This is a genomic window from Kaistella gelatinilytica, assembly GCF_015679325.1.
Classification (GTDB): domain Bacteria; phylum Bacteroidota; class Bacteroidia; order Flavobacteriales; family Weeksellaceae; genus Kaistella; species Kaistella gelatinilytica.
Genome location: NZ_JADPVI010000001.1, coordinates 1350427 through 1371275 on the forward strand (window position 1 = coordinate 1350427; position 20849 = coordinate 1371275).

Below are 20849 nucleotides of genomic sequence, written 5' to 3' on the forward strand. Positions count from 1 at the left end.
AAATCTAAAATTTAAAATTTAAAATCATAAAAAGTGAGCGAAAATATAGTTTTTAAACCTGAAACACTAGAACAGGTTCATAAAATAATCGCAAGATACCCGGAAGGAAAACAGAAATCTGCTCTGATTCCTATTTTACATTTAGCACAAAAAGAATTCGGCGGCTGGCTCGATGTTCCTGTGATGGATTACGTTGCAGAGATTCTGAACATCAAACCGATCGAAGTGTACGAAGTTGCTACATTCTACACCATGTTCAACATGAAACCGGTGGGAAAATATGTTTTGGAAGTTTGTCAAACCGGACCTTGTATGCTGAATGGAAGCCATGATATCATCAATCATATTAAAGAAACCCTCAACATTAAAAATGGGGAAACAACTGCCGACGGACTTTTCACGTTGAAAACAGCGGAATGTCTTGGAGCATGCGGTTACGCACCGATGATGCAGTTGGGCAAATTTTATCACGAACATTTAACAAAAGAAAAAGTAAACGAGATCCTGGAACTTTGCAGACAGGGACAAGTTGCTTTAGATTAATTTTTAATAAATACGATGAGTAAAAAACTTTTACTTAAAGACGCACATATAGAAGGAATCAGATACTTCGACGTTTACCGCAAACAAGGCGGTTACGACGCTGTAGAAAAAGCCCTCAAAATGACTCCCGACGCAATTACCGAAGAAGTGAAAATTTCCGGTCTTCGTGGTCGTGGTGGTGCAGGTTTCCCTACAGGAATGAAATGGAGCTTTCTGGCTAAACCAGAAGGTGTAGCGAGATACTTGGTTGTAAATGCCGATGAATCTGAACCAGGCACTTTCAAAGACCGTTATTTAATGGAATTTTTACCACATCTTCTGATCGAAGGAATGATAATTTCCTCTTTCGCTCTGGGTGCAAATACTGCATATATCTATATTCGTGGAGAATATTCCTGGATCCCGGATATTTTGGAAGCAGCCATTGAAGAAGCAAAAAAAGCAGGATTTTTAGGAAAAAATATTTTAGGGACTGGTTACGATTTAGAAATTTACGTACAACTTGGCGCTGGAGCCTACATTTGTGGGGAAGAAACTGCACTTTTAGAATCTCTGGAAGGAAAAAGAGGAAATCCTCGTTTGAAACCACCATTCCCTGCGGTAAAAGGACTTTGGGAATGCCCAACAGTTGTGAATAATGTAGAAACGATTGCAGCAGTTGTTCCTATCATTAATATAACCGGTGCAGAATATGCGAAAATAGGTGTGGGAAGATCTACAGGAACGAAATTAATTTCAGCTTGTGGAAATATCAACAAACCCGGAGTTTACGAGATCGACATGACGATTTCTGTAGAGGAATTTATTTACTCTGATGAATATTGCGGTGGAATTCCGAATGGTAAAAAATTGAAAGCCTGTATTCCGGGTGGAAGTTCAGTACCAATTGTTCCGGCAAATTTATTATTGAAAACCATCAACGGTGAACCGAGAATAATGAACTACGAATCTCTTGCAGATGGTGGTTTTGCGACTGGAACTATGATGGGTTCAGGAGGATTTATTGTTTTGGATGAAGATCAGTCTGTCGTAAAACACACTTTGTCTTTGGCGCATTTCTATATGCACGAAAGTTGTGGACAATGTACCCCATGTCGTGAAGGAACTGGCTGGATGTGGAGAATTCTGACGAAAATCGCAAACGGAACCGGAACAATGGCAGATATCGATTTGCTTTGGGATGTTCAAAGAAAAATTGAAGGAAACACGATTTGTCCGCTTGGTGACGCCGCAGCTTGGCCGGTTGCAGCAGCGATCCGTCATTTCCGTGATGAGTTTGAATGGTATATCGATAATCCTGAATCTCAAACAAGAAATTACGGACTGGCAAATTACGCAGATCCAATACCAGTAGCTGCAAAAGCAGAATAAAAAGAAGTTTTATTTAGAAGATATAAAGAACAGCACGTTCTTTTAAAAATGAAGAAAGTAATAATTTTATCAGCCCTATTTTTAGGATTTAGTTTTGTCTTTGGGCAGGATCATCCAAAACCGGAACCTTTATCAAAAAAAGGACAAATGTTTGTTTTTTTTGGTTGGAACAGAGGCGCTTTTAGCAAATCAGATATTCACTTTAAAGGAAATGGATATGATTTTCAACTGGATAATGTAGTTGCACACGACCGACCGACGCCATTTGGAATCGTTTATTTTGATCCGGCTTGGTTTACAGTGGCGCAGTATGATGTAAGGATCGGCTATTTTTTGAAAGATGATTTGGCTTTAGTTTTGGGAATTGACCACATGAAATATGTTATGGATCAAAATCAAAGCGTTAATTTCTCCGGAAACATCAGTGATCCAAAATATGCAGCGTATGTACAGAACGGACAGGTGAATTTAGCGGACGAAAATTTCCTTACATTTGAGCATACCGACGGATTGAACTATGAAAATTTAGGTTTAGAAAAATATAAAAACATTCTTAATAAGAAAAATATTGATCTGGTTTGGTCTTACGGCGCAGGAATCGGAGTAATGTTCCCGAAGAGTAATGTAAAATTATTCGGCAACGAAAGAAGCGACCGTTTTCATGTTGCAGGTATTGGAACCGATTTAAGAACGAGTTTAAATTTAGTTTTTTGGAACCACTGGATGGCAAGACTTGAAGCAAAAGCAGGTTACATCAATATGTGGGATATTAAAACGACTTTAAATAATAAACCTGATAAAGCGAGTCAGGATTTTGTATTCGGACAGGTTCTTTTGGGTGTTGGATATACTTTTAATACAAAGAAAAATAATAAATAAGCCGATTGCCAAAAGCAAAAAGCCAATAGCGATATTATGAGCGAAGAAATTAAAAAATTCAAGATAACCATCGACGGACAAACGACTGAAGTTTTGCCCGGAACTTCCATTTTGGAAGCTGCGAGACAAATCGGAGGAAAATCTGTGCCGCCTGCAATGTGCTATTACAAACCGCTGGAAACAAGTGGCGGTAGATGCAGAACTTGTTTGGTAGAAGTTTCTAAAGGTTCTGATGCAGATTCGCGACCGATGCCAAAATTGGTAGCAAGTTGCAGAACTGGTGTGATGGACGGAATGGAAGTGAAAAATCTTACCTCCGAAAAAGCACAGGAAGGCAGAAAAGCCGTCACCGAATTTTTATTGATCAATCACCCTTTAGATTGCCCGGTTTGTGATCAAGCTGGAGAATGTCATCTTCAGGACTTAGGATATGAGCACGGCGTTGAGGGAACAAGAACTGAATTCGAAAGAAGAACTTTCGAACCTGAAGATATCGGTCCGAACATTAAGCTTCACATGAACCGTTGTATTTTGTGTGCAAGATGTGTTTTGGCAGCAAACCAATTGACAGAAGAAAGAGAGCATGGAATTTTATTCAGAGGAGAACACGCAGAAATTTCTACGTATTTGAATAAAGCTTTAGACAATGATTTCATCGGAAACGTAATTGATGTTTGTCCGGTTGGAGCTTTAACAGACAGAACTTCAAGATTTGCCAGTAGAGTTTGGTTTACAAAACCGGTGAATGCTACCTGTAAATGTGAAAAATGTTCCGGGAAAGCTGTTCTTTGGATGAAAGGCGACGAAATTATTAGAGTTACCGCAAGAAAAGATCAGTACGACGAGATCGTAGACTGGATCTGTAACGAATGCCGTTGGGAAAGAAAAGATATTAAATTGTGGGACATTGAAGGACCAAGACATATCGACAGACACTCCGTGATATCTTTGAATCATTACGAAAAGCCTAAAAATATGGTGAGTTTGCTCGATAATCCTGACGCAAAAGAATTAAGTCCGGCAGATGAAATTGAATCTGAAGAAAAGACTGATAATAATTTTAAATTAATGTAACATTCAATTTTTGAATGTCAAATTTTATAAAAAATAATGGGTTTATTAACTTTTAAAATCATACTTGTTCTTGCTTTGTTTATACTGGCACTTACTGTTGCAGCTTACTCTACATGGGCTGAACGAAAAGTTGCTGCGATTATGCAGGACAGGATCGGGCCAAACCGTTCAGGACCTTTTGGTTTGTTGCAACCACTTGCCGATGGTGGTAAATTTTTCTTTAAAGAAGATTTTACGCCTGCAGCGGCAGAAAAATTTCTCTTTATTGTCGGTCCGTCATTGGTAATGTTTATTTCATTGATCACAGGAGCCGTGATTCCTTGGGGGAAAACGCTGAATATCGGCGGAACTTCTTTCGATCTACAGGTTGCGAATGTTGATATTGGAGTTCTATATCTGGTAGGAATGGTTTCCATCGGAGTGTACGGAATTATGATCGGAGGTTGGGCTTCGAATAACAAGTTCTCTTTGATCGGAGCAATTCGTGCAAGTTCGCAGATGATCTCTTACGAATTAGCGATGGGTCTTTCGATCATTGCAATTATTATGATGGCAGGATCTTTAGATCTAAAGGTGATCGTAGAACAGCAAACTCACGGTAAGATCTGGGGTTTTGTTCCAGAAATCTCCGGGATGAACTGGAATATCTTTTACCAGCCGATCGCTTTCATTATCTTTTTTGTAGCGGCTTTGGCTGAGACGAACAGAGCGCCTTTCGATCTTCCTGAATGTGAAAATGAGTTGGTCAACGGTTATCATACTGAATATTCATCAATGAAATTAGGTTTGTACATGTTCGGCGAATATGTAAATATGTTTATTTCAAATGCTTTGATCGTGGTTTTATTTCTTGGTGGTTATAATTATCCGGGAATTGACTGGGTGACAAATCATTGGGGTGAAAATGCTGCAGGAATAATATCTGTTGCCGTATTCTTGGCGAAAACATTCTTCGGAATTTTTGTATTTATGTGGATCAGATGGACTTTGCCAAGATTCAGATACGATCAATTGATGCATTTGGGCTGGAAAAAATTGATCCCGATCGCATTGTTTAATTTAATGGCAACCGGCGCAATTATTTTGGCGTACGACCATTTTATGAAATAAGAAAAAAGAAAACGTAATTTTAGCCCCGATTGCAGTGGCATCCTCTTGTAAGGACGAAGGACGAGCAAGAGATAGAACGGAAAGCGGGTACCATATTGGAAAGAAGCGATAAAATGGTTGCTTCTTAAATAAAAATAAAAAATATTTCTGAAAATGAAATTAACGAATAGATCAAAAGTGGTCTCGGACAAAAAAATGACTTTCGGGGAAAGTATTTACATTCCTGCGATTTTGAAGGGAATGAAAATTACCATCAGTCATGCCGCTAAAACGGTTTTTGGAAAAGGGTTGGCCACGATTTCGTATCCTGAAGAAGTACGACCACGCGTAAAAATCTGGCGCGGTGAACACGTGCTGAAACTGGATAATGAAGGTAGAGAAAGATGTACTGCATGTGGACTTTGTGCGGTTGCCTGTCCTGCTGAAGCCATTACGATGACGGCGGCGGAAAGAACCAAAGAAGAAAAAGACCTCTACAGAGAAGAAAAATATGCAGCGGTATATGAAATTAACATGCTGCGTTGTATTTTCTGCGGAATGTGTGAAGAAGCTTGTCCGAAATCTGCGATTTACCTGACCGATAAGTTGGTGAATGTTGAGGAAAACCGCGGAAGTTTTATTTACGGAAAAGATAAGTTGGTCGAAAAAATTAATGCAAGAATCGATGTTTCTGAGAGACAAAGTGAGTTGCAGAAAAAAATGATGAAATAAATGGAACAGATCTTATTTTTCTTCGTTGCCCTGGTCGCAATTACAAGTGCCGTTTATTTCGTATTTGCGAGAAATCCTTTGTATTCAATTTTATCACTGATCGTCACCATGTTTTCGATCGCGGGTCTTTATATTTTACTCAATGCGCAGTTCCTCGGGATTGTACAGATCATCGTTTATGCAGGAGCCATCATGGTATTGTTTCTTTACATATTAATGATGCTGAACCTGAACAAAGCCGACGAAAGTAAAAAACAAAACCTCATGAAATTCGCCGGAGTTTTTTCTGCCGGATTACTGTTAATTGCTATTTTGGGCGCATTCAGAGGTTTTAAAGTTGAAGCTGCTGCTGCGAATGTAGATTCCAGTGTTGGATTAACCAAAAACCTGGGAAGACTATTGTTTAACGAATACGTTTTGCCTTTTGAGTTGGCTTCGATCCTCATTTTTGCAGGAATTGTAGGTGCAGTATTGATCGGTAAGAAAGATTTATAGAAAATTCGCAGGAATTCACTTCACGTGAATTCTTTATTTAAAGGAAATTAGATTATATGGAAGGAAATTCATTTATACAAAGCGTTCCGCTGGAATATTTTATTATTCTGTGCTCGGCTTTGTTCTGCTTAGGAGTTTTGGGAGTTTTGGTCAGAAAAAATGCAATCATTATTTTGGGTTGTGTTGAATTAATGCTGAACTCGGTCAATCTTTTATTAGCAGCATTCTCGAGTTACAAAGGCGACGGAAACGGACAGATCCTGGTATTTTTCATCATGGTCGTTGCAGCTGCAGAAGTAGCGGTTGGTTTGGCGATCATCGCAATGATGTACCGTAATACAAAATCTGTGGACATCAGTATTTTTAATAAATTAAGAGGATAAATAGAGGATGGAAAATTTAGTTTACGCAATTATACTTTTACCCTTACTCGGATTTTTAATAAACGGACTTTTCGGCAAGAGTTTGCCTAAAATGGTGGTCGGAACTTTTGGAACGCTTGTCGTTTTTGCATCGTTCTGTATCGCAGTAAGTTTATTTTTAAAGTTCGATGCAGAATCACAACCTGTTGTGGTAAGAGCTTTTGAATGGTTTAGAATTAACGGAATTCAGATCTATTTTGGTTTTCAGATCGATCAACTTTCTTTGATGATGATCATGATCATTACAGGAATTGGTTCTTTGATTCACCTTTACTCGATTGGTTATATGAGCCATGATAAAGGATTTTATAAATTCTTTACTTACTTGAATTTATTTATTTTCTCCATGTTGCTTTTGGTAATGGGAAGCAATTATTTAATTCTTTTTATCGGTTGGGAAGGTGTTGGACTTTGTTCTTACCTGCTCATCGGATTTTGGTATACGAATAAAGAATATGGCGCTGCTGCGAGAAAAGCTTTCATCATGAACCGTATTGGGGATTTAGGAATGATCATCGGGATTTTAATGATCGCCTATCAAACCAATGCTGTAGATTTTTTATCTGTAGCTGAAAATTCTTCAAAATTCACTCTTGATTCTCCGATTATTATTTTTATCACTGCCAGTTTATTTATTGGAGCAGTTGGTAAATCTGCACAGATCCCATTATTTACGTGGCTTCCGGATGCGATGGCAGGACCAACTCCAGTTTCGGCGTTGATTCACGCTGCGACGATGGTAACTGCCGGAATTTATTTGGTGGTTCGTTCGAATTTTCTCTTCTCTTTAGCACCAACAACGATGGACGCCATTCTTTTCATCGGATTGTTAACTGCTTTGGTTGCTGCCTTTATCGGACTTCGACAAAATGATATTAAAAAAGTTCTCGCCTATTCTACCGTATCTCAATTAGGATTTATGTTTGTAGCAGTTGGTGTTGGAGCTTATACTACTGCAATGTTTCACTTAATGACGCATGCATTTTTCAAAGCTTTATTATTCCTAGGTTCAGGTTCTGTTATTCACGCAATGAGCGACGAACAGGATATGAGATTAATGGGTGGTTTAAAGAAAAAAATTCCAATTACGCATATTACTTTCCTCATCGGAACCTTGGCTATTTCAGGATTTCCTTTCCTTTCCGGAATGATCTCTAAAGATGAAATTTTAACCAATGCTTACGGGAAAAATCCAATTATTTGGGTGATCTTATTTGCAATTGCAGCGATGACGGCGATTTATATGTTCAGAGCATATTACTTGACCTTCCAAGGTGAATTCCGCGGAACTAAGGAACAGGAAAAACATCTTCATGAAAGTCCGGCGACGATGACGATTCCTTTGATCATTCTTGCGGGATTATCGGTTGTTGGCGGTTTCATTAATCTTCCACACTTCATCGGTCAGGGAAATTATTCAAAATTAGCACACTGGCTAGAATCCATTTATGTTTACAATATTGAACTTCCGGAAGTACCTTTTAGAACAGAAATGATCCTTCTTGGTTTAACAGTTGTCATGTTTTTCACAGTTTGGTTTGTGGTTAAAAACATCTACGTCAGCAAGGAAAAAATGGTTTTACCGGATGAAAAATATACCGGTTGGGAAAGACTTTCAAACAAAAAATTATTTTTGGATGAATTGTACAACGCAACTTTCGTACGATTTATCGAAGGTCTTGGTGTCGGCGGAAATATGTTTGAAAAAGGAGTTCTGGGTAAATTCAGTGACTTTATCGGTATTGGTGCCGAAGATTCCGGAAGAGCGGCAAAACGCCTTCAAAACGGAAATGTAGAGAATTATGTTCTCATCATGTCTTTGGCCATCGGAATTATTTTAATTGTTAACTTTATATTACAATAGTAAATGTCGTATCTATTATTAACATTACTACTATTACCTCTCGTAGGTTCTGCATTGGTGTTCGCGTGGAAAAATCCCGCAAGTAAATATTTAGCCTTGGGAATTGCATTTGCACAAATGTTTCTCACGTTTTATATGCTGTCGAATTTCGATTTCAAACCTACCGTTGACGGAGTTTTGCAATACGAGATCAATTATCCATGGTCTAATTTTATCAAGAGTAATCTGCACTTCGGTATTGATGGAATGAGCATGTTATTGTTGTTACTAACAAACATTCTAACACCGCTGATCATTTTGTCTTCCTTTAATGAAAAACCGGGTTACAAAAACTCTTTCTACGGATTAATTCTGTTGATGCAGTTTGGTTTGATAGGAGTTTTCACTTCGCTTGACGGATTGTTATTTTACATTTTCTGGGAAGTAACTTTGATTCCAATTTGGTTGATCGCCGGAATTTGGGGACAGGAAAACAAGAAAATTCATTTCACTACGAAATTCTTCGTTTATACTTTTGTAGGTTCGCTATTTATGTTGATCGGCTTGATCTACGTTTATACGCATTCAGCATCATTCGCTTTAACCGATTTGTATAACGCAGATTTAAACGCTTCCGAACAAACGGTAATCTTCTGGTTTATCTTCCTGGCTTTTGCGGTGAAATTACCAATTTTCCCTTTCCATTCGTGGCAACCGGATACTTATACGTATTCGCCAACGCAAGGTTCCATGCTTCTTTCGGGAATTATGTTGAAGATGGCGATTTACGGATTACTAAGATATTTATTACCAATAACACCGATTCCTTTGATGGGAATTTCCGGACAAATTGTTCTGGTTCTCGCCATTATCGGAGTCGTTCACGGTGCTTTGATCGCGATTATTCAAAATGATTCCAAAAGAATTATTGCATACTCTTCCCTTTCTCACGTTGGTTTAATGACTGCCGGAATTATGGCTTCAGCGATCTTAACGATGAAAGGAACCTTAATGATTGAAGGTGCTGAAGGAGCTTTGGTTCAAACTTTCGCTCACGGGATCAACGTTGTTGGATTATTTTATTGTGCAGATGTTTTGTATAAAAGATTTAAAACAAGAGATATCCGTCAAATGGGTGGTTTGGCAAAAGTTGCTCCGAAATTCGCAGTGTTATTCATGATCATTTTATTAGGATCAATCGCACTTCCTTTGACCAATGGTTTTGTCGGAGAATTTATTTTAATAAAATCAATTTTTGATTACAGTATTTTAGCGGCAGTGATCGCTGGAACGACGATGATTTTCTCTTCCGTTTATCTATTCAGATTTTACGGAAAAGCAATGTTCGGCGAAGGGGACGAAACCGTTTTATCTTCAGTTGGAGATGTATCGCCTGTAGAATTTACGGTCCTGGCAAGTTTGGCAGTGTTTGTTATTCTTTTGGGAATTTTCCCACAACCGATCTTAGATATGGTCGGCAGTTCGTTGAAGTTTATTTTCACTTCGATGATGAATTAAAAAAATTAAATAATTAAAGAAAATAAGTGCGGCAGACCAACGATGTTAATCGAAGGTCACCAATCTAAAAATTTCAAATCTAAATTAAATGGGCGTTTTAATCATTATATTCCTTACCGCAGTTGCCGCATTATTTGCCGGTGTTTTTGAACAGGGAAAATATTCAAGATACATTGGTATTTTGGGTCTCCTCATCGCATTTTATGTGAGTTTCTTGCCAGAATTGGCTTTCTTCAGTCAGTACAAAAGCATGTTTGAATACGGTGCAAACGCAGCCCTGTTTACTAAAATATCTCTCGTCGTTACTTTATTGATCTTCTTTTTGGGAGGATTTGCTTTTAGCAATCACAGAAGTCATCAGTCAGAATTATACGCTTTAATGTTGATGTCTTTGTGCGGCGGAATTGTACTATTTGGTTTCCAAAATTTAGTGACCTTATTTTTAGGGATTGAAATTCTTTCTATTCCCCTTTATGTTTTGGCTGGAAGTAACAAAAGTGATCTGCGTTCCAACGAAGCTTCCATCAAATATTTCCTGATGGGTGCTTTTGCAACAGGCTTCCTTTTATTCGGAATTGCCTTGATCTACGGAAGTGCAAGTACTTTTGATCTCTATAAAATCCATGAGTTTTCGGTATCAAATCCAAAAAATTTAATGTTCTCAATGGGTGCAGTTTTAATGTTGGTTGCTTTGGCTTTCAAAGTTTCCATGGCGCCATTCCACATGTGGAGTCCTGATGTTTATCAGGGTTCACCATCTTTGATCACCGCTTTCATGATGTCGGTTGTAAAAATTGCAGCGTTCTTTGCCTTCTTCAAAATGATGACCATCGGTTTCCTTGGAATTACGGGAGAATGGATCAACATTGTTGGCGTATTGATCATTATCACTTTATTCCTTGCGAACGTAATGGGATTAGCACAAAGCAATGCGAAAAGAATGTTGGCTTATTCATCGATATCTCACGTTGGGTATTTAGGATTAATTTTCTTTGGTTTAAACAGTCTTTCCGCTTATAATTTAGCCTTCTACTTATTCGCTTATTCTCTCGCAACAATTGGAGTAATGATGTGTTTGATCTGGGTCGAAAAATTAAAGCGCGAAACTTCTTATGATGCTTTCCGTGGTTTAGCACATTCTGAACCGATCTTAGCCGTAGTTGCAGCGTTATCAATGCTTTCAATGGCGGGAATTCCTTTAACAGCAGGTTTCATGGGGAAATTCGGGATTTTTGCACAGGCAATTAAATCAAGTCCCTTCTTAGTTTTAGTCGCAGTTTTAGGTTCAGCAATTTCGATCGCTTATTACTTAAGATTAATTATGTTCATGTTCTTCCCGAAAGAAAGCAGTTTCAAAACTTCAGAAAAAGTTTCAGTGACTTACAATATCATTGCGGTATTTATCATTTTTGCAATTATTGCACTTGGAGTTTTCCCAGATCTTTTTGCAAAACAATTCGGTTTGTAGAATTCTACTTTAAAAATATATCAAAACGCAATTCCTCGGAGTTGCGTTTTTTTTGTATAATTGTAATACAAAACGTACTCAACGAAGTTTTTTAACAATGAAAATCACTCAAAAAAAATTATTTAAAACTCAAGTTCTAGATTTTGATGATTCAAAACTTCATATTACCACATCGAAACTGGGAAACAAAAATGAGTTCGATATTTCATTTGAGTCAATTTTTACGGAAAAATATCATATAAAAGAATCGTCTTTAATACTTTTTTTTAGCGCAGCTTTTTTCTATCTACTTTCATTCGCTTTATATTACTGGAGGTTTATCCAGCATGATAAGAATATAGAAGAAGAAGCTTTTGTTTTCTGGGCAATTGTAGCGACAATTCTTTTAGCTTTAGGAATATTATTTCTGCAAAATTTTTGGAAAATAAATTTGGCAGGTGGAAGCTTTTTAAAAATATATAAAAACAGTCCTGCTAAATCTGAAGTTGATCATTTTATCGAAGAACTGTTTAATCGCCGTAACGAATATTTAAAGAAAATGTATGGACATATCAATCCAAATTTAGACTACGAGAATCAACACAATAATTTTCGCTGGTTATTGAACATGAAAGTTTTTAGTACCCTCGAATTTGAGGAAAAAGTACGAAGTCTGGACGAGATCTTTAATAAAAATTCTACAAAAATTGGTTTTTGAGTAAGCTTATGTTTTTTAAGTTTGAAAAGTTTTAATCTCTTCTATCCAATCGATCATCACTTTTTTAATTATAAAAATTAGAGTAATTATTACACCAAACAATTTTACCTAAATTTGTTTTTAAACCAATTAAATTTATTTTATTATGAAAACAAAATTTACTTTTTTTAAAAACCCCAATCATTTAATAAAGACCATTGCGATATGGAAGTTGAACAAACGAATAATCCCCGGCGTGATGGGATTAATGATGTTGATCTGTAGTATAAAAACCAATGCGCAGACAAGATTAGTGGTACCAAATACCGATGAAGGAAGTGCTTTTATCGGCCCCTTTGGAAATGCTGCCAGACAGTTACAATTTATTATCGACGACACATTGCTCACTACTCTTGTCGGAAAAAACCTCACGACGATATCATTTCGTTTGCCTGCAAGCACGACCGACGCTTGGCCACCAAATGCATTGACCATGTCTTCATTTGAAATTTATTTAAGTAACAGTGTCGAACCCGCTGACCGACAACTTGATTTCCCGGCGAATGTTGTTGGTCCTCAAACCAAAGTACGATTGGGAAGTCTTCCAATTCCTGCTGGTGCTTTAACCGTTGGTTCTAATCCAAATCAATTCAGCTTTAAAATTCCTTTCACAAGTTTATGGAAGTACAACGGTGGCAATCTATTGATAGAAATACGCCACAGCGGAACCGGAATATCTTCCAGATCTGTTCACGCTGCTTCAACAAGTTCCGCAGGTTACGGCACCTTGTATTCTGCGCTTTGGCAATCAACAGGAGCAGTTTTGCAAGGCAACTTTATCTATGTAGAGATCACTGCAGAGAATGTATTAGGAGAAAATTCAGTAAAAATCGGAGGAAATTCGGTTGTTTATCCGAATCCTGTAAAAGATATGCTGTCTATTAAATCTGACAAAGAATTTACATCTTACTCGATTTACAATATGGCTGGACAAATGCTTAATTCAGAGAAAATCTCTGGAAGCCAACCAATAAATGTAGCGCGTCTCCCAACTGGTCAATTTATATTAAAGTTGACTGATAAAAATGGAAATACGGAAGTAACTCAATTTATCAAAAAATAAACGTTCAAATCCTCTCCAAAATGCCATCTTATTAAATTGAGGTGGCATTTTTATATTCCCTTTAGAAGAAATCAAAAGTAAATTTAATCATTTGATTAATTCATTTGTTTAAATCAAAAAATTAGTGGTAACTTTACCTTAGAATTTAAAGACATGAAAGCAGAAGAACTTTCTACAGAAGACAAAATTTTACTCGCAGCCTCAAAAGTTTTTACCGAAAAAGGATTTTCAGGAACCAGAACGCGCGAAATTGCCGAAGAAGCGGGCATTAATTTGGCTCTCCTCAACTACTATTTCCGAACGAAAGAAAAATTGTTTGAACAGGTAATGAAAGTAAAGATTGTTCTACTTTTCGGACAAATCATTCCCATCGTGACGAATGAGAAAACAACTTTAGAGGAAAAGATCGATTTGGCAAGCGAAAAATATTTCGACATTTTATCAAAAAATCCAAACCTTCCCATTTTTATTCTAAGTGAAATTCAGAAGAAAACTTCCGATATCAAATCAATCCTGCCTTTTGAAAAAGTTTTGAATAATTCAATCATAATCAAACAGATTAAGGAAAGAAAACCCAGAATAGATCCATTTCACTATCTCCTGAATTTTTTGAGCATGACTGCTTTTCCTTTCGTAGTGAAACCAATTTTACAAAGTTTTGACATCATGAACGACGGTGAATTTCAAAATTTCGTGAAAGAAAGAAAAACCTTAGTTCCAATCTGGATAAAAATGATGTTGAATAATTAAAATTATTACGGCAATGAAAATTTTAAAATACTTATTTCTCCTCCTCTTCTTCTCTGTTAACTCACAAACATTGACTTTAGAAGAATGTTACGGTTTGGCGAAACAGAATTATCCGCTTATCAAACGTCACGATCTCATTGCGAAAACCAAAGAATACAATCTTCAGAATGTAACAAAAGGTTGGCTTCCACAAATCCAGATTATTGGACAGGCAACTTATCAAAATGATGTTACGCAAATTCCGTTCAAACTTCCTAATCTCAACATCGATCCTGTAAGTAAAGATCAATATAAAGTCTATGCAGATGTTCAGCAGAATATTTATGACGGTGGAATGATCGCCAATCAAAAGAAAATAGCAACCATTAATTCTGAAATCGAACTGCAAAAAACAGAAGTCGAAACCAATCAACTGGAATTGAGAATCAACCAAATTTATTTCGGAATTCTACAAACCAACGAACAGCTTCAACAAACAGAACTCACCAAATCCAATATCACAAACGGATTAAAAAAAGCTGAAGCACAATTAGAAAACGGCATTATTTACAGAAGCAACGTAGATGTTCTAAAAGCACAATTAGTCAATCTGCAGCAGAAACAATTGGAACTTCTATCGATTAAAAAGAGTTTTCTCCAAATGCTTTCCCTTTTCATTAACAAAAATTTAGAGGAAAACACGATACTTTTAAAACCTGAAAAAATCCTCATTCAAGATGAGAATAGACGTGCAGAACTAAAACTTTTCGATTTACAAAAACTCGGTTTAGAACAGCAGAAATCTAACATCAACTCGAAAAACACTCCAAAATTAGGTGCGTTTTTTCAAGGTGGTTACGGAAAACCAAGTTTTAATATGTTGAAAAATGAATTCGATGTTTTTTATATTGGCGGTCTGCGTTTGAATATTCCAATTTCTGGATTTTATACCAAGAAAAATGATTTGGCTTTAGTAGAAACTCAACAACAGGAAATCGAGGTACAGAAAGAAAACTTCCTTTTCAATCAGCAATTTCAAACCATTCAGAACAATAATGACCTTGATAAAATCCAGCAATTGATTGAGAAAGATGATGAACTTGTTTTATTACGAGAAAGCATCAAAAAAGCATCTTTAGCACAACTGGAAAACGGCGTTATTACAACGAACGATTATCTCCGCGAAGTGAATGAATTGGATCGCGCAAAAAACCAAAAAATCACGCACGAGATTCAATATCTTTTAACGCAATATAACCTGAAAGCACAACTGAATCAGTGATTGAGTATTTGAGTATTTGAGTATTTGAGTATTTGAAAATTAAATGAAGACCTCCTTAATAAAAAAAATATCCGATGAAAATATATATATTACTTGTAGCAATTCTTTCTCTTGCTTCCTGCAATAATTCAGATTATAACTACGATGCTTCCGGAACTTTTGAGGCCGATGAAATCTTGGTTACGGCGAAAGCAAATGGAACCATTCTGCATCTTAATGTAGAAGAAGGACAAAATTTGAAGCTCAATGAAAAAGTTGGAGAAATTGATCCTAAAAGTGTAGAATTACAAAAAGATCAAGTCGTCGCAAGCATCGACGCCATCGACCAAAAAACAAATTCTGCGCTACCACAAATTCAGGTTTTGCAATCCCAGATTTCCGGCCAATCTGCGAATATCGGCGTTCTTCAGGAACAACTTCAAAATGCGGTGCGGGAAAGAAACAGAACAGCGAATTTAGTGGCGAAAGATGCTGCAACAAAAAAACAACTCGATGATGCAAACGGACAAATTAAAGTCATTCAAAAACAAATTTCTGCCGCTCAAAGTCAGTTGAGTGTTTTGAAGCAACAAATTTCTACCACTAAAGAAAATGTCTCGATTCAAAACCGCGCAATTTTAAGTGAAAGAAAACCGACCGAAAAAAAGATCGCACAAATCGATGAACAGTTGAAAAACAACACGATCGAAAGTCCAATCTCTGGAATGGTTTTGACGAAATATTTAAATCAGGGCGAATTTGCAGTTGTTGGAAAACCAATTTTCAAAATGGCGAATTTAGATTTGATGACTTTAAAATCATTTGTTACAGGTGATCAATTGCCCCAAATAAAAATCGGACAGAAAGTAAAAGTGCTCATCGATGCAGGTAACGGAAAAACCAAAGATTTTCCCGGAACGATTTACTGGATCAGTTCAAAAGCTGAATTCACGCCAAAAACCATTCAAACCAAGAACGAAAGAGCAAATTTAGTTTATGCCGTAAAAATTCACGTAAAAAATGATGGCTTCCTCAAAATTGGAATGTATGGCGACGTGAAATTTTAACTGTCAATTGTCAACTTTCAATTATCCACTAAAAAAATGAAATCAATAATCGTCAACAACCTAACAAAAACCTACGGCAAAGGCAAAGAAAAAGTCCTTGCTGTTGATGATGTGAGTTTTGATGTCGGTACTGGCGAAATCTTCGGATTGATTGGTCCAGACGGAGCGGGAAAAACTTCCATCTTTAGGATGTTGACAACGGTACTTCTCCCCGATTTCGGTTCTGCTTCGATTGAAAATTTAGATATGGTAAAAGATTATAAAGAGATCAGGAAAATTTTGGGATATATGCCGGGAAGATTTTCTCTTTACCAGGATTTAACGATTGAAGAAAATCTGGAATTTTTTGCCAGTGTTTTTAATACTACGATTGAAGAAAACTACGATTTAATCAAAGATATTTATATTCAAATTGAACCTTTTAAAAATCGAAGAGCGGGGAAATTATCGGGAGGAATGAAACAGAAACTGGCTTTGTGTTGCGCCTTAATTCACAAACCGAAAGTTTTATTTCTGGACGAACCAACAACCGGAGTTGATCCTGTTTCAAGAAAAGAATTCTGGGAAATGTTGCAGCGTTTAAAATTACAGGGAATCACAATGATCGTCGCAACTCCTTACATGGATGAAGCAGCGTTGTGCGACCGAATCGCTTTAATTCAAAACGGAAAAATCCTCTCCATTGACACGCCGGAAAACATCAGTAATTCTTATCCAGATTATATTTTTGAAGTAAAAGCAGGTAAAAATTCCAAAGTTTTAAAAGCTTTAGAACAGTTTGACCAAAAGAAAAATGTTTACGCTTACGGCGAATTTGTCCATTTGACCATAGACAAAAACGAAAGTTTTTCAGAGCAGAAAGTCGTAGAATATTTAAAAAAAGAAGGATTTAAAAATATAGAGATCAATATTGTAAAAGCCAGTATTGAAGATAGTTTTATCCGTTTATTGTCTCATAACTCGAACCATAAACCAAAATATTTAAACACATCAATCACATTAGTTTAGTAACAACATGCTGTATAAAAGTCCACAGAAGCGGCTGAAAATGAAAGATTTTTTAAAACTAATGTGAGCTAAATAGTTACCGTTACAGGACCTAACTTCTGTGACTAATGTGTTTGAACCGTCCTAATTGAAGAAGAAAGAAGTTGAATCAGAAATAATGAATTCAGAAAATCAAAATATCGCCATTAAAGCAGAAAATATCACCAAAAGTTTTGGGGATTTTACCGCCGTTGATCACATCAGTTTTGAAGTGACAAAAGGAGAAATTTTTGGATTCCTCGGTGCAAACGGTGCCGGAAAAACCACAGCGATGAGAATGTTCAGCGGACTTTCAATTCCAACTTCCGGAACTGCGACTGTTGCAGGTTTTGATGTTTATAAAGAAACCGAAAAGATCAAAAAAAGCATCGGTTATATGAGTCAAAAATTTTCTTTGTACAATAATTTAACCGTCAAAGAAAACCTCAATTTCTTCGGTGGAATCTACGGAATCCCCAGAAAAGAATTAAAAACGAAAGGCGAATCACTGCTCCATGAACTCGGTCTGGAAAAGGAAAAGAACAAATTGGTTTCAGAACTTCCTTTGGGTTGGAAACAGAAACTGGCTTTCTCCGTCGCAATCTTCCACGAACCCGAAATTGTATTTTTAGATGAACCAACTGGCGGCGTTGATCCTGTAACGCGCCGACAATTTTGGAATATGATTTACGAAGCTTCCGATCGTGGAATCACCATTTTCGTTACGACGCATTACATGGACGAAGCCGAATATTGTGACCGGGTTTCCATAATGGTAGATGGAAAAATTGCAGCTTTAGATACGCCGGCAAATTTGAAAAAACAATTCAAAGCAAAAAATATGGACGAGGTTTTTTATGAATTAGCGAGAGGAGCGAAACGGGTGGAATGAGTAATGAGTAATGGGTAATGGGTAATGGGAAATGAGTAATTGGGTATTTGGGTAATTGAGTTATTGGCTATTTGAGTATTTATTTAAAATCTCTAATCATCAAGTCCAATTTATCACTCATTAATAATTGAAAGAAATGAAGCAACTTATCACCTTTGTAAAAAAAGAATTCTGGCACGTTTTGCGTGACAGAAGAACATTGTTGATTCTTTTCGGAATGCCGGTTGTACAGATTTTACTCTTCGGTTTTGCCTTAAGCACGGAAGTCAAAAACACAAAAATTGGTATTTTAGATCAAGATAAATCCCAAAATTCCATTGAACTGATTTCGAAAATTAATGCCAATCAATATTTCGACGTTGACAAAAATTTAAAATCCATCGACGAAGCCGAAGACGCTTTCAAAGGCGGAAAAATAAAAATGATTCTCGTCATTCCAGCACAGTTTTCCCAAAATATCATCAGTGGAAAAAAAGCACAACTCCAATTAATCACCGACGGAACCGACCTTAATCTAGCAAATCAGATCTATAATTTCATGTCGAATATCGTCATGGATTTTTATGAACAACAAACTTTACAACCAACTTCCGGCGTTCAACCCGAAATCCGAATGCTTTACAATCCGCAGCTGAAGGGCGCTCCGAATTTCGTTCCCGGCGTCATGGCATTCATCCTTTTAATTATTTGCGTTTTAATGACCGCCATCGCAATCGTTCGCGAAAAAGAATCCGGAACCATGGAAATATTGCTCGTTTCGCCCATGAAACCTTATATTATTATTTTAGCCAAAGCAATTCCCTACTTCATTTTATCGATGATTATTTTAGTTTCCATCCTCATTTTGAGCGTCACCGTTCTCGATTTACCCATCAAAGGAAACCTCTTTTTACTCTTCGTAATCAGCATTATTTTCATCATCACCAATCTTTTGATCGGCATCGTCATCTCAATTCTCACCGACACGCAACAAACCGCAATGCTCATTTCCCTCGTCGGAACCATGCTTCCAACGCTCATGTTAAGCGGTTTTATGTTCCCCGTAGAAAACATGCCGGTTCCTCTACAAATGGTCGGAAACCTCATCCCCGCAAAATGGTATTACGAAATCGTAAAAAATATTATGATCAAAGGAACCGGCTTAGAAGTAGTCTGGAAACACGTTCTCGTCCTTTTCGGAATGATGGTTTTTCTGTTCGTAGTCGCCGTGAAAAAATTTAAAATACGATTAGAATGACAAATTGTAATTTTTATTTGGGCAGACATTTCCGCCTTCCACTCCCGCTTTTTTTATCGCTGACTTAGTTTCGACAGGCTCAACTACCCCACCAATAAAAAAGAGCTCCGTTCAAGTCGGGCTGCAGATTTATTATAAAATAAAAATTTAGGATAAAATTAAAATTTTTTCAGAAAGAAATTTAAACTCTATGACCTTTTGTAAACTTTTGAAAAGCTCGAAAAAATAAAACTTTTGTGACTTTTGTGGTCAAAAAAAATTAAAAATGTTCAGAACACTTTCCATATTGATCAAAAAAGAATTCCTGCAAATATTCAGGAACAAATCAATTTTGGCGATCATTTTCGTCATGCCTGTTATTCAATTGGTCATTCTTCCTTTGGCGGCAAACTATGAAATAAAAGACATCAAAATCGCCGTCGTCGATCATGACAAATCAACACAATCCCGCGAACTCATTCGAAAAATAAGTGCGTCCGGATATTTTAAAATTGTAGAATACGGTGAAAATTACAACACCGCTTATCAGGAAATCGAAAAAGACAAAGCCGATCTGATTTTAGAAATCCCCAATAATTTCGAGAAAGATCTTGTACGTGAAAACAATGAAAAGGTTTTAGTTGCTATCAATGCCATCAACGGAACAAAAGCCGGACTTTCCGCGAGTTATTTAGGTCAAATTTTACAGAATAATCAGCAAGTTCAGTTAGAGATGTCTCCCGAATTAGAATCGGCCAAGAAAATTTCAGGCTTAGAAGTCGTACCGACGTTTTGGTTTAATAAAAATTACAATTACCGACTTTCCTTGGTTCCGGGAATTCTTGCTTTTTTGGTGACTTTAATCAGCGGTTATTTGGCAGCTTTAAATATCGTTCAGGAAAAGGAAATCGGCACCATCGAACAGATCAATGTTTCCCCGATTAAGAAAAGAGATTTCATTTTAGGAAAACTCATCCCGTTTTGGATTCTGGCAATGGTCGCTTTCACCATCGGACTTTTGGTGACTATTTTCGTTTACAAAATCCAGATGCAGGGAAGTTTTCTCTTGCTCTACGGATTCATTTCAGTTTATCTCGTCACGATTTTGGGAATGGGACTTTTGGCTTCAGTTTACAGTGAAACCCAACAACAAGCTATGTTTATGGTTTTCTTCTTTATGATGATCTTCATTCTCATGAGCGGACTTTTCACGCCAACCGAAAGTATGGCAGATTGGGCAATATATATTGCGTATGTAAATCCAGTCACCTACGGAGTTGATGGCGTTCGTTTAATTATGCTAAAAAACAGCGGTTTCAAGGATCTTTTACCGCACTTTGCATTTATTACTGGATTAGGATTTGTGGTGATTACTTGGGCGGTTTTACGGTACAGAAAAACGAATTAGATATTGGATGTTAGATG

The 20849-nt window shown here is 36.9% G+C and carries 20 protein-coding genes; all 20 read left to right on the forward strand.

What is annotated here, in order from left to right; genetic code table 11:
• Nucleotides 1-33 precede the first annotated feature (33 nt).
• Complete coding sequence (locus IV494_RS06025) at nucleotides 34-543, forward strand: NADH-quinone oxidoreductase subunit NuoE family protein (RefSeq protein WP_196079236.1); 510 nt, start codon at nucleotides 34-36, stop codon at nucleotides 541-543.
• A 15-nt stretch (nucleotides 544-558) separates the two neighbouring features.
• Nucleotides 559-1914 carry an NADH-quinone oxidoreductase subunit NuoF gene (gene nuoF, locus IV494_RS06030; protein WP_196079237.1) on the forward strand — a complete coding sequence of 452 codons (1356 nt, stop codon included), beginning with the start codon at nucleotides 559-561 and terminating at the stop codon, nucleotides 1912-1914.
• Between the two features lie 48 nt (nucleotides 1915-1962).
• Nucleotides 1963-2793, forward strand: coding sequence for a hypothetical protein (locus IV494_RS06035; RefSeq protein ID WP_196079238.1), 831 nt, complete (start codon nucleotides 1963-1965; stop codon nucleotides 2791-2793).
• 36 nt (nucleotides 2794-2829) lie between these two features.
• Nucleotides 2830-3867 (forward strand): 2Fe-2S iron-sulfur cluster-binding protein, encoded by a 1038-nt coding sequence (locus IV494_RS06040; protein WP_196079239.1) that lies wholly within the window; start codon nucleotides 2830-2832, stop codon nucleotides 3865-3867.
• A gap of 36 nt (nucleotides 3868-3903) precedes the next feature.
• Nucleotides 3904-4977 (forward strand): NADH-quinone oxidoreductase subunit NuoH, encoded by a 1074-nt coding sequence (gene nuoH / locus IV494_RS06045; RefSeq protein WP_196079240.1) that lies wholly within the window; start codon nucleotides 3904-3906, stop codon nucleotides 4975-4977.
• Nucleotides 4978-5130: 153 nt separating this feature from the next.
• Entirely contained in the window at nucleotides 5131-5688 is a 558-nt protein-coding gene (locus IV494_RS06050) for a NuoI/complex I 23 kDa subunit family protein (protein ID WP_196079241.1), read from the forward strand.
• Entirely contained in the window at nucleotides 5689-6183 is a 495-nt protein-coding gene (locus IV494_RS06055) for an NADH-quinone oxidoreductase subunit J family protein (RefSeq protein ID WP_196079242.1), read from the forward strand. It begins immediately after the preceding gene.
• Nucleotides 6184-6239: 56 nt separating this feature from the next.
• Nucleotides 6240-6566, forward strand: coding sequence for an NADH-quinone oxidoreductase subunit NuoK (gene nuoK / locus IV494_RS06060; RefSeq protein ID WP_196079243.1), 327 nt, complete (start codon nucleotides 6240-6242; stop codon nucleotides 6564-6566).
• Between the two features lie 7 nt (nucleotides 6567-6573).
• Nucleotides 6574-8469: an NADH-quinone oxidoreductase subunit L gene (nuoL, locus tag IV494_RS06065; protein ID WP_196079244.1), complete on the forward strand. Its 1896-nt coding sequence runs from the start codon at nucleotides 6574-6576 to the stop codon at nucleotides 8467-8469.
• Between the two features lie 3 nt (nucleotides 8470-8472).
• Nucleotides 8473-9966, forward strand: a complete 1494-nt coding sequence (locus IV494_RS06070) for a complex I subunit 4 family protein (protein WP_196079245.1) — start codon at nucleotides 8473-8475, stop codon at nucleotides 9964-9966.
• A gap of 88 nt (nucleotides 9967-10054) precedes the next feature.
• Nucleotides 10055-11434 carry an NADH-quinone oxidoreductase subunit N gene (locus IV494_RS06075; RefSeq protein ID WP_196079246.1) on the forward strand — a complete coding sequence of 460 codons (1380 nt, stop codon included), beginning with the start codon at nucleotides 10055-10057 and terminating at the stop codon, nucleotides 11432-11434.
• A 97-nt stretch (nucleotides 11435-11531) separates the two neighbouring features.
• Entirely contained in the window at nucleotides 11532-12131 is a 600-nt protein-coding gene (locus IV494_RS06080; RefSeq protein ID WP_196079247.1) for a hypothetical protein, read from the forward strand.
• 145 nt (nucleotides 12132-12276) lie between these two features.
• On the forward strand, nucleotides 12277-13233 hold the full coding sequence (locus IV494_RS06085) for a T9SS type A sorting domain-containing protein (protein ID WP_196079248.1): 957 nt from the start codon (nucleotides 12277-12279) through the stop codon (nucleotides 13231-13233).
• A 153-nt stretch (nucleotides 13234-13386) separates the two neighbouring features.
• Nucleotides 13387-13983 carry a TetR/AcrR family transcriptional regulator gene (locus IV494_RS06090; protein WP_196079249.1) on the forward strand — a complete coding sequence of 199 codons (597 nt, stop codon included), beginning with the start codon at nucleotides 13387-13389 and terminating at the stop codon, nucleotides 13981-13983.
• A 13-nt stretch (nucleotides 13984-13996) separates the two neighbouring features.
• Nucleotides 13997-15244 carry a TolC family protein gene (locus IV494_RS06095; RefSeq protein WP_196079250.1) on the forward strand — a complete coding sequence of 416 codons (1248 nt, stop codon included), beginning with the start codon at nucleotides 13997-13999 and terminating at the stop codon, nucleotides 15242-15244.
• A gap of 74 nt (nucleotides 15245-15318) precedes the next feature.
• On the forward strand, nucleotides 15319-16290 hold the full coding sequence (locus IV494_RS06100) for an HlyD family secretion protein (protein ID WP_196079251.1): 972 nt from the start codon (nucleotides 15319-15321) through the stop codon (nucleotides 16288-16290).
• A gap of 36 nt (nucleotides 16291-16326) precedes the next feature.
• Nucleotides 16327-17298, forward strand: a complete 972-nt coding sequence (locus IV494_RS06105; RefSeq protein WP_196079252.1) for an ABC transporter ATP-binding protein — start codon at nucleotides 16327-16329, stop codon at nucleotides 17296-17298.
• A gap of 157 nt (nucleotides 17299-17455) precedes the next feature.
• Nucleotides 17456-18208, forward strand: coding sequence for an ABC transporter ATP-binding protein (locus IV494_RS06110; protein WP_196079253.1), 753 nt, complete (start codon nucleotides 17456-17458; stop codon nucleotides 18206-18208).
• Between the two features lie 136 nt (nucleotides 18209-18344).
• On the forward strand, nucleotides 18345-19445 hold the full coding sequence (locus tag IV494_RS06115; protein WP_196079254.1) for an ABC transporter permease: 1101 nt from the start codon (nucleotides 18345-18347) through the stop codon (nucleotides 19443-19445).
• 265 nt (nucleotides 19446-19710) lie between these two features.
• Complete coding sequence (locus IV494_RS06120) at nucleotides 19711-20832, forward strand: ABC transporter permease (protein WP_196079255.1); 1122 nt, start codon at nucleotides 19711-19713, stop codon at nucleotides 20830-20832.
• Nucleotides 20833-20849: the final 17 nt, after the last annotated feature.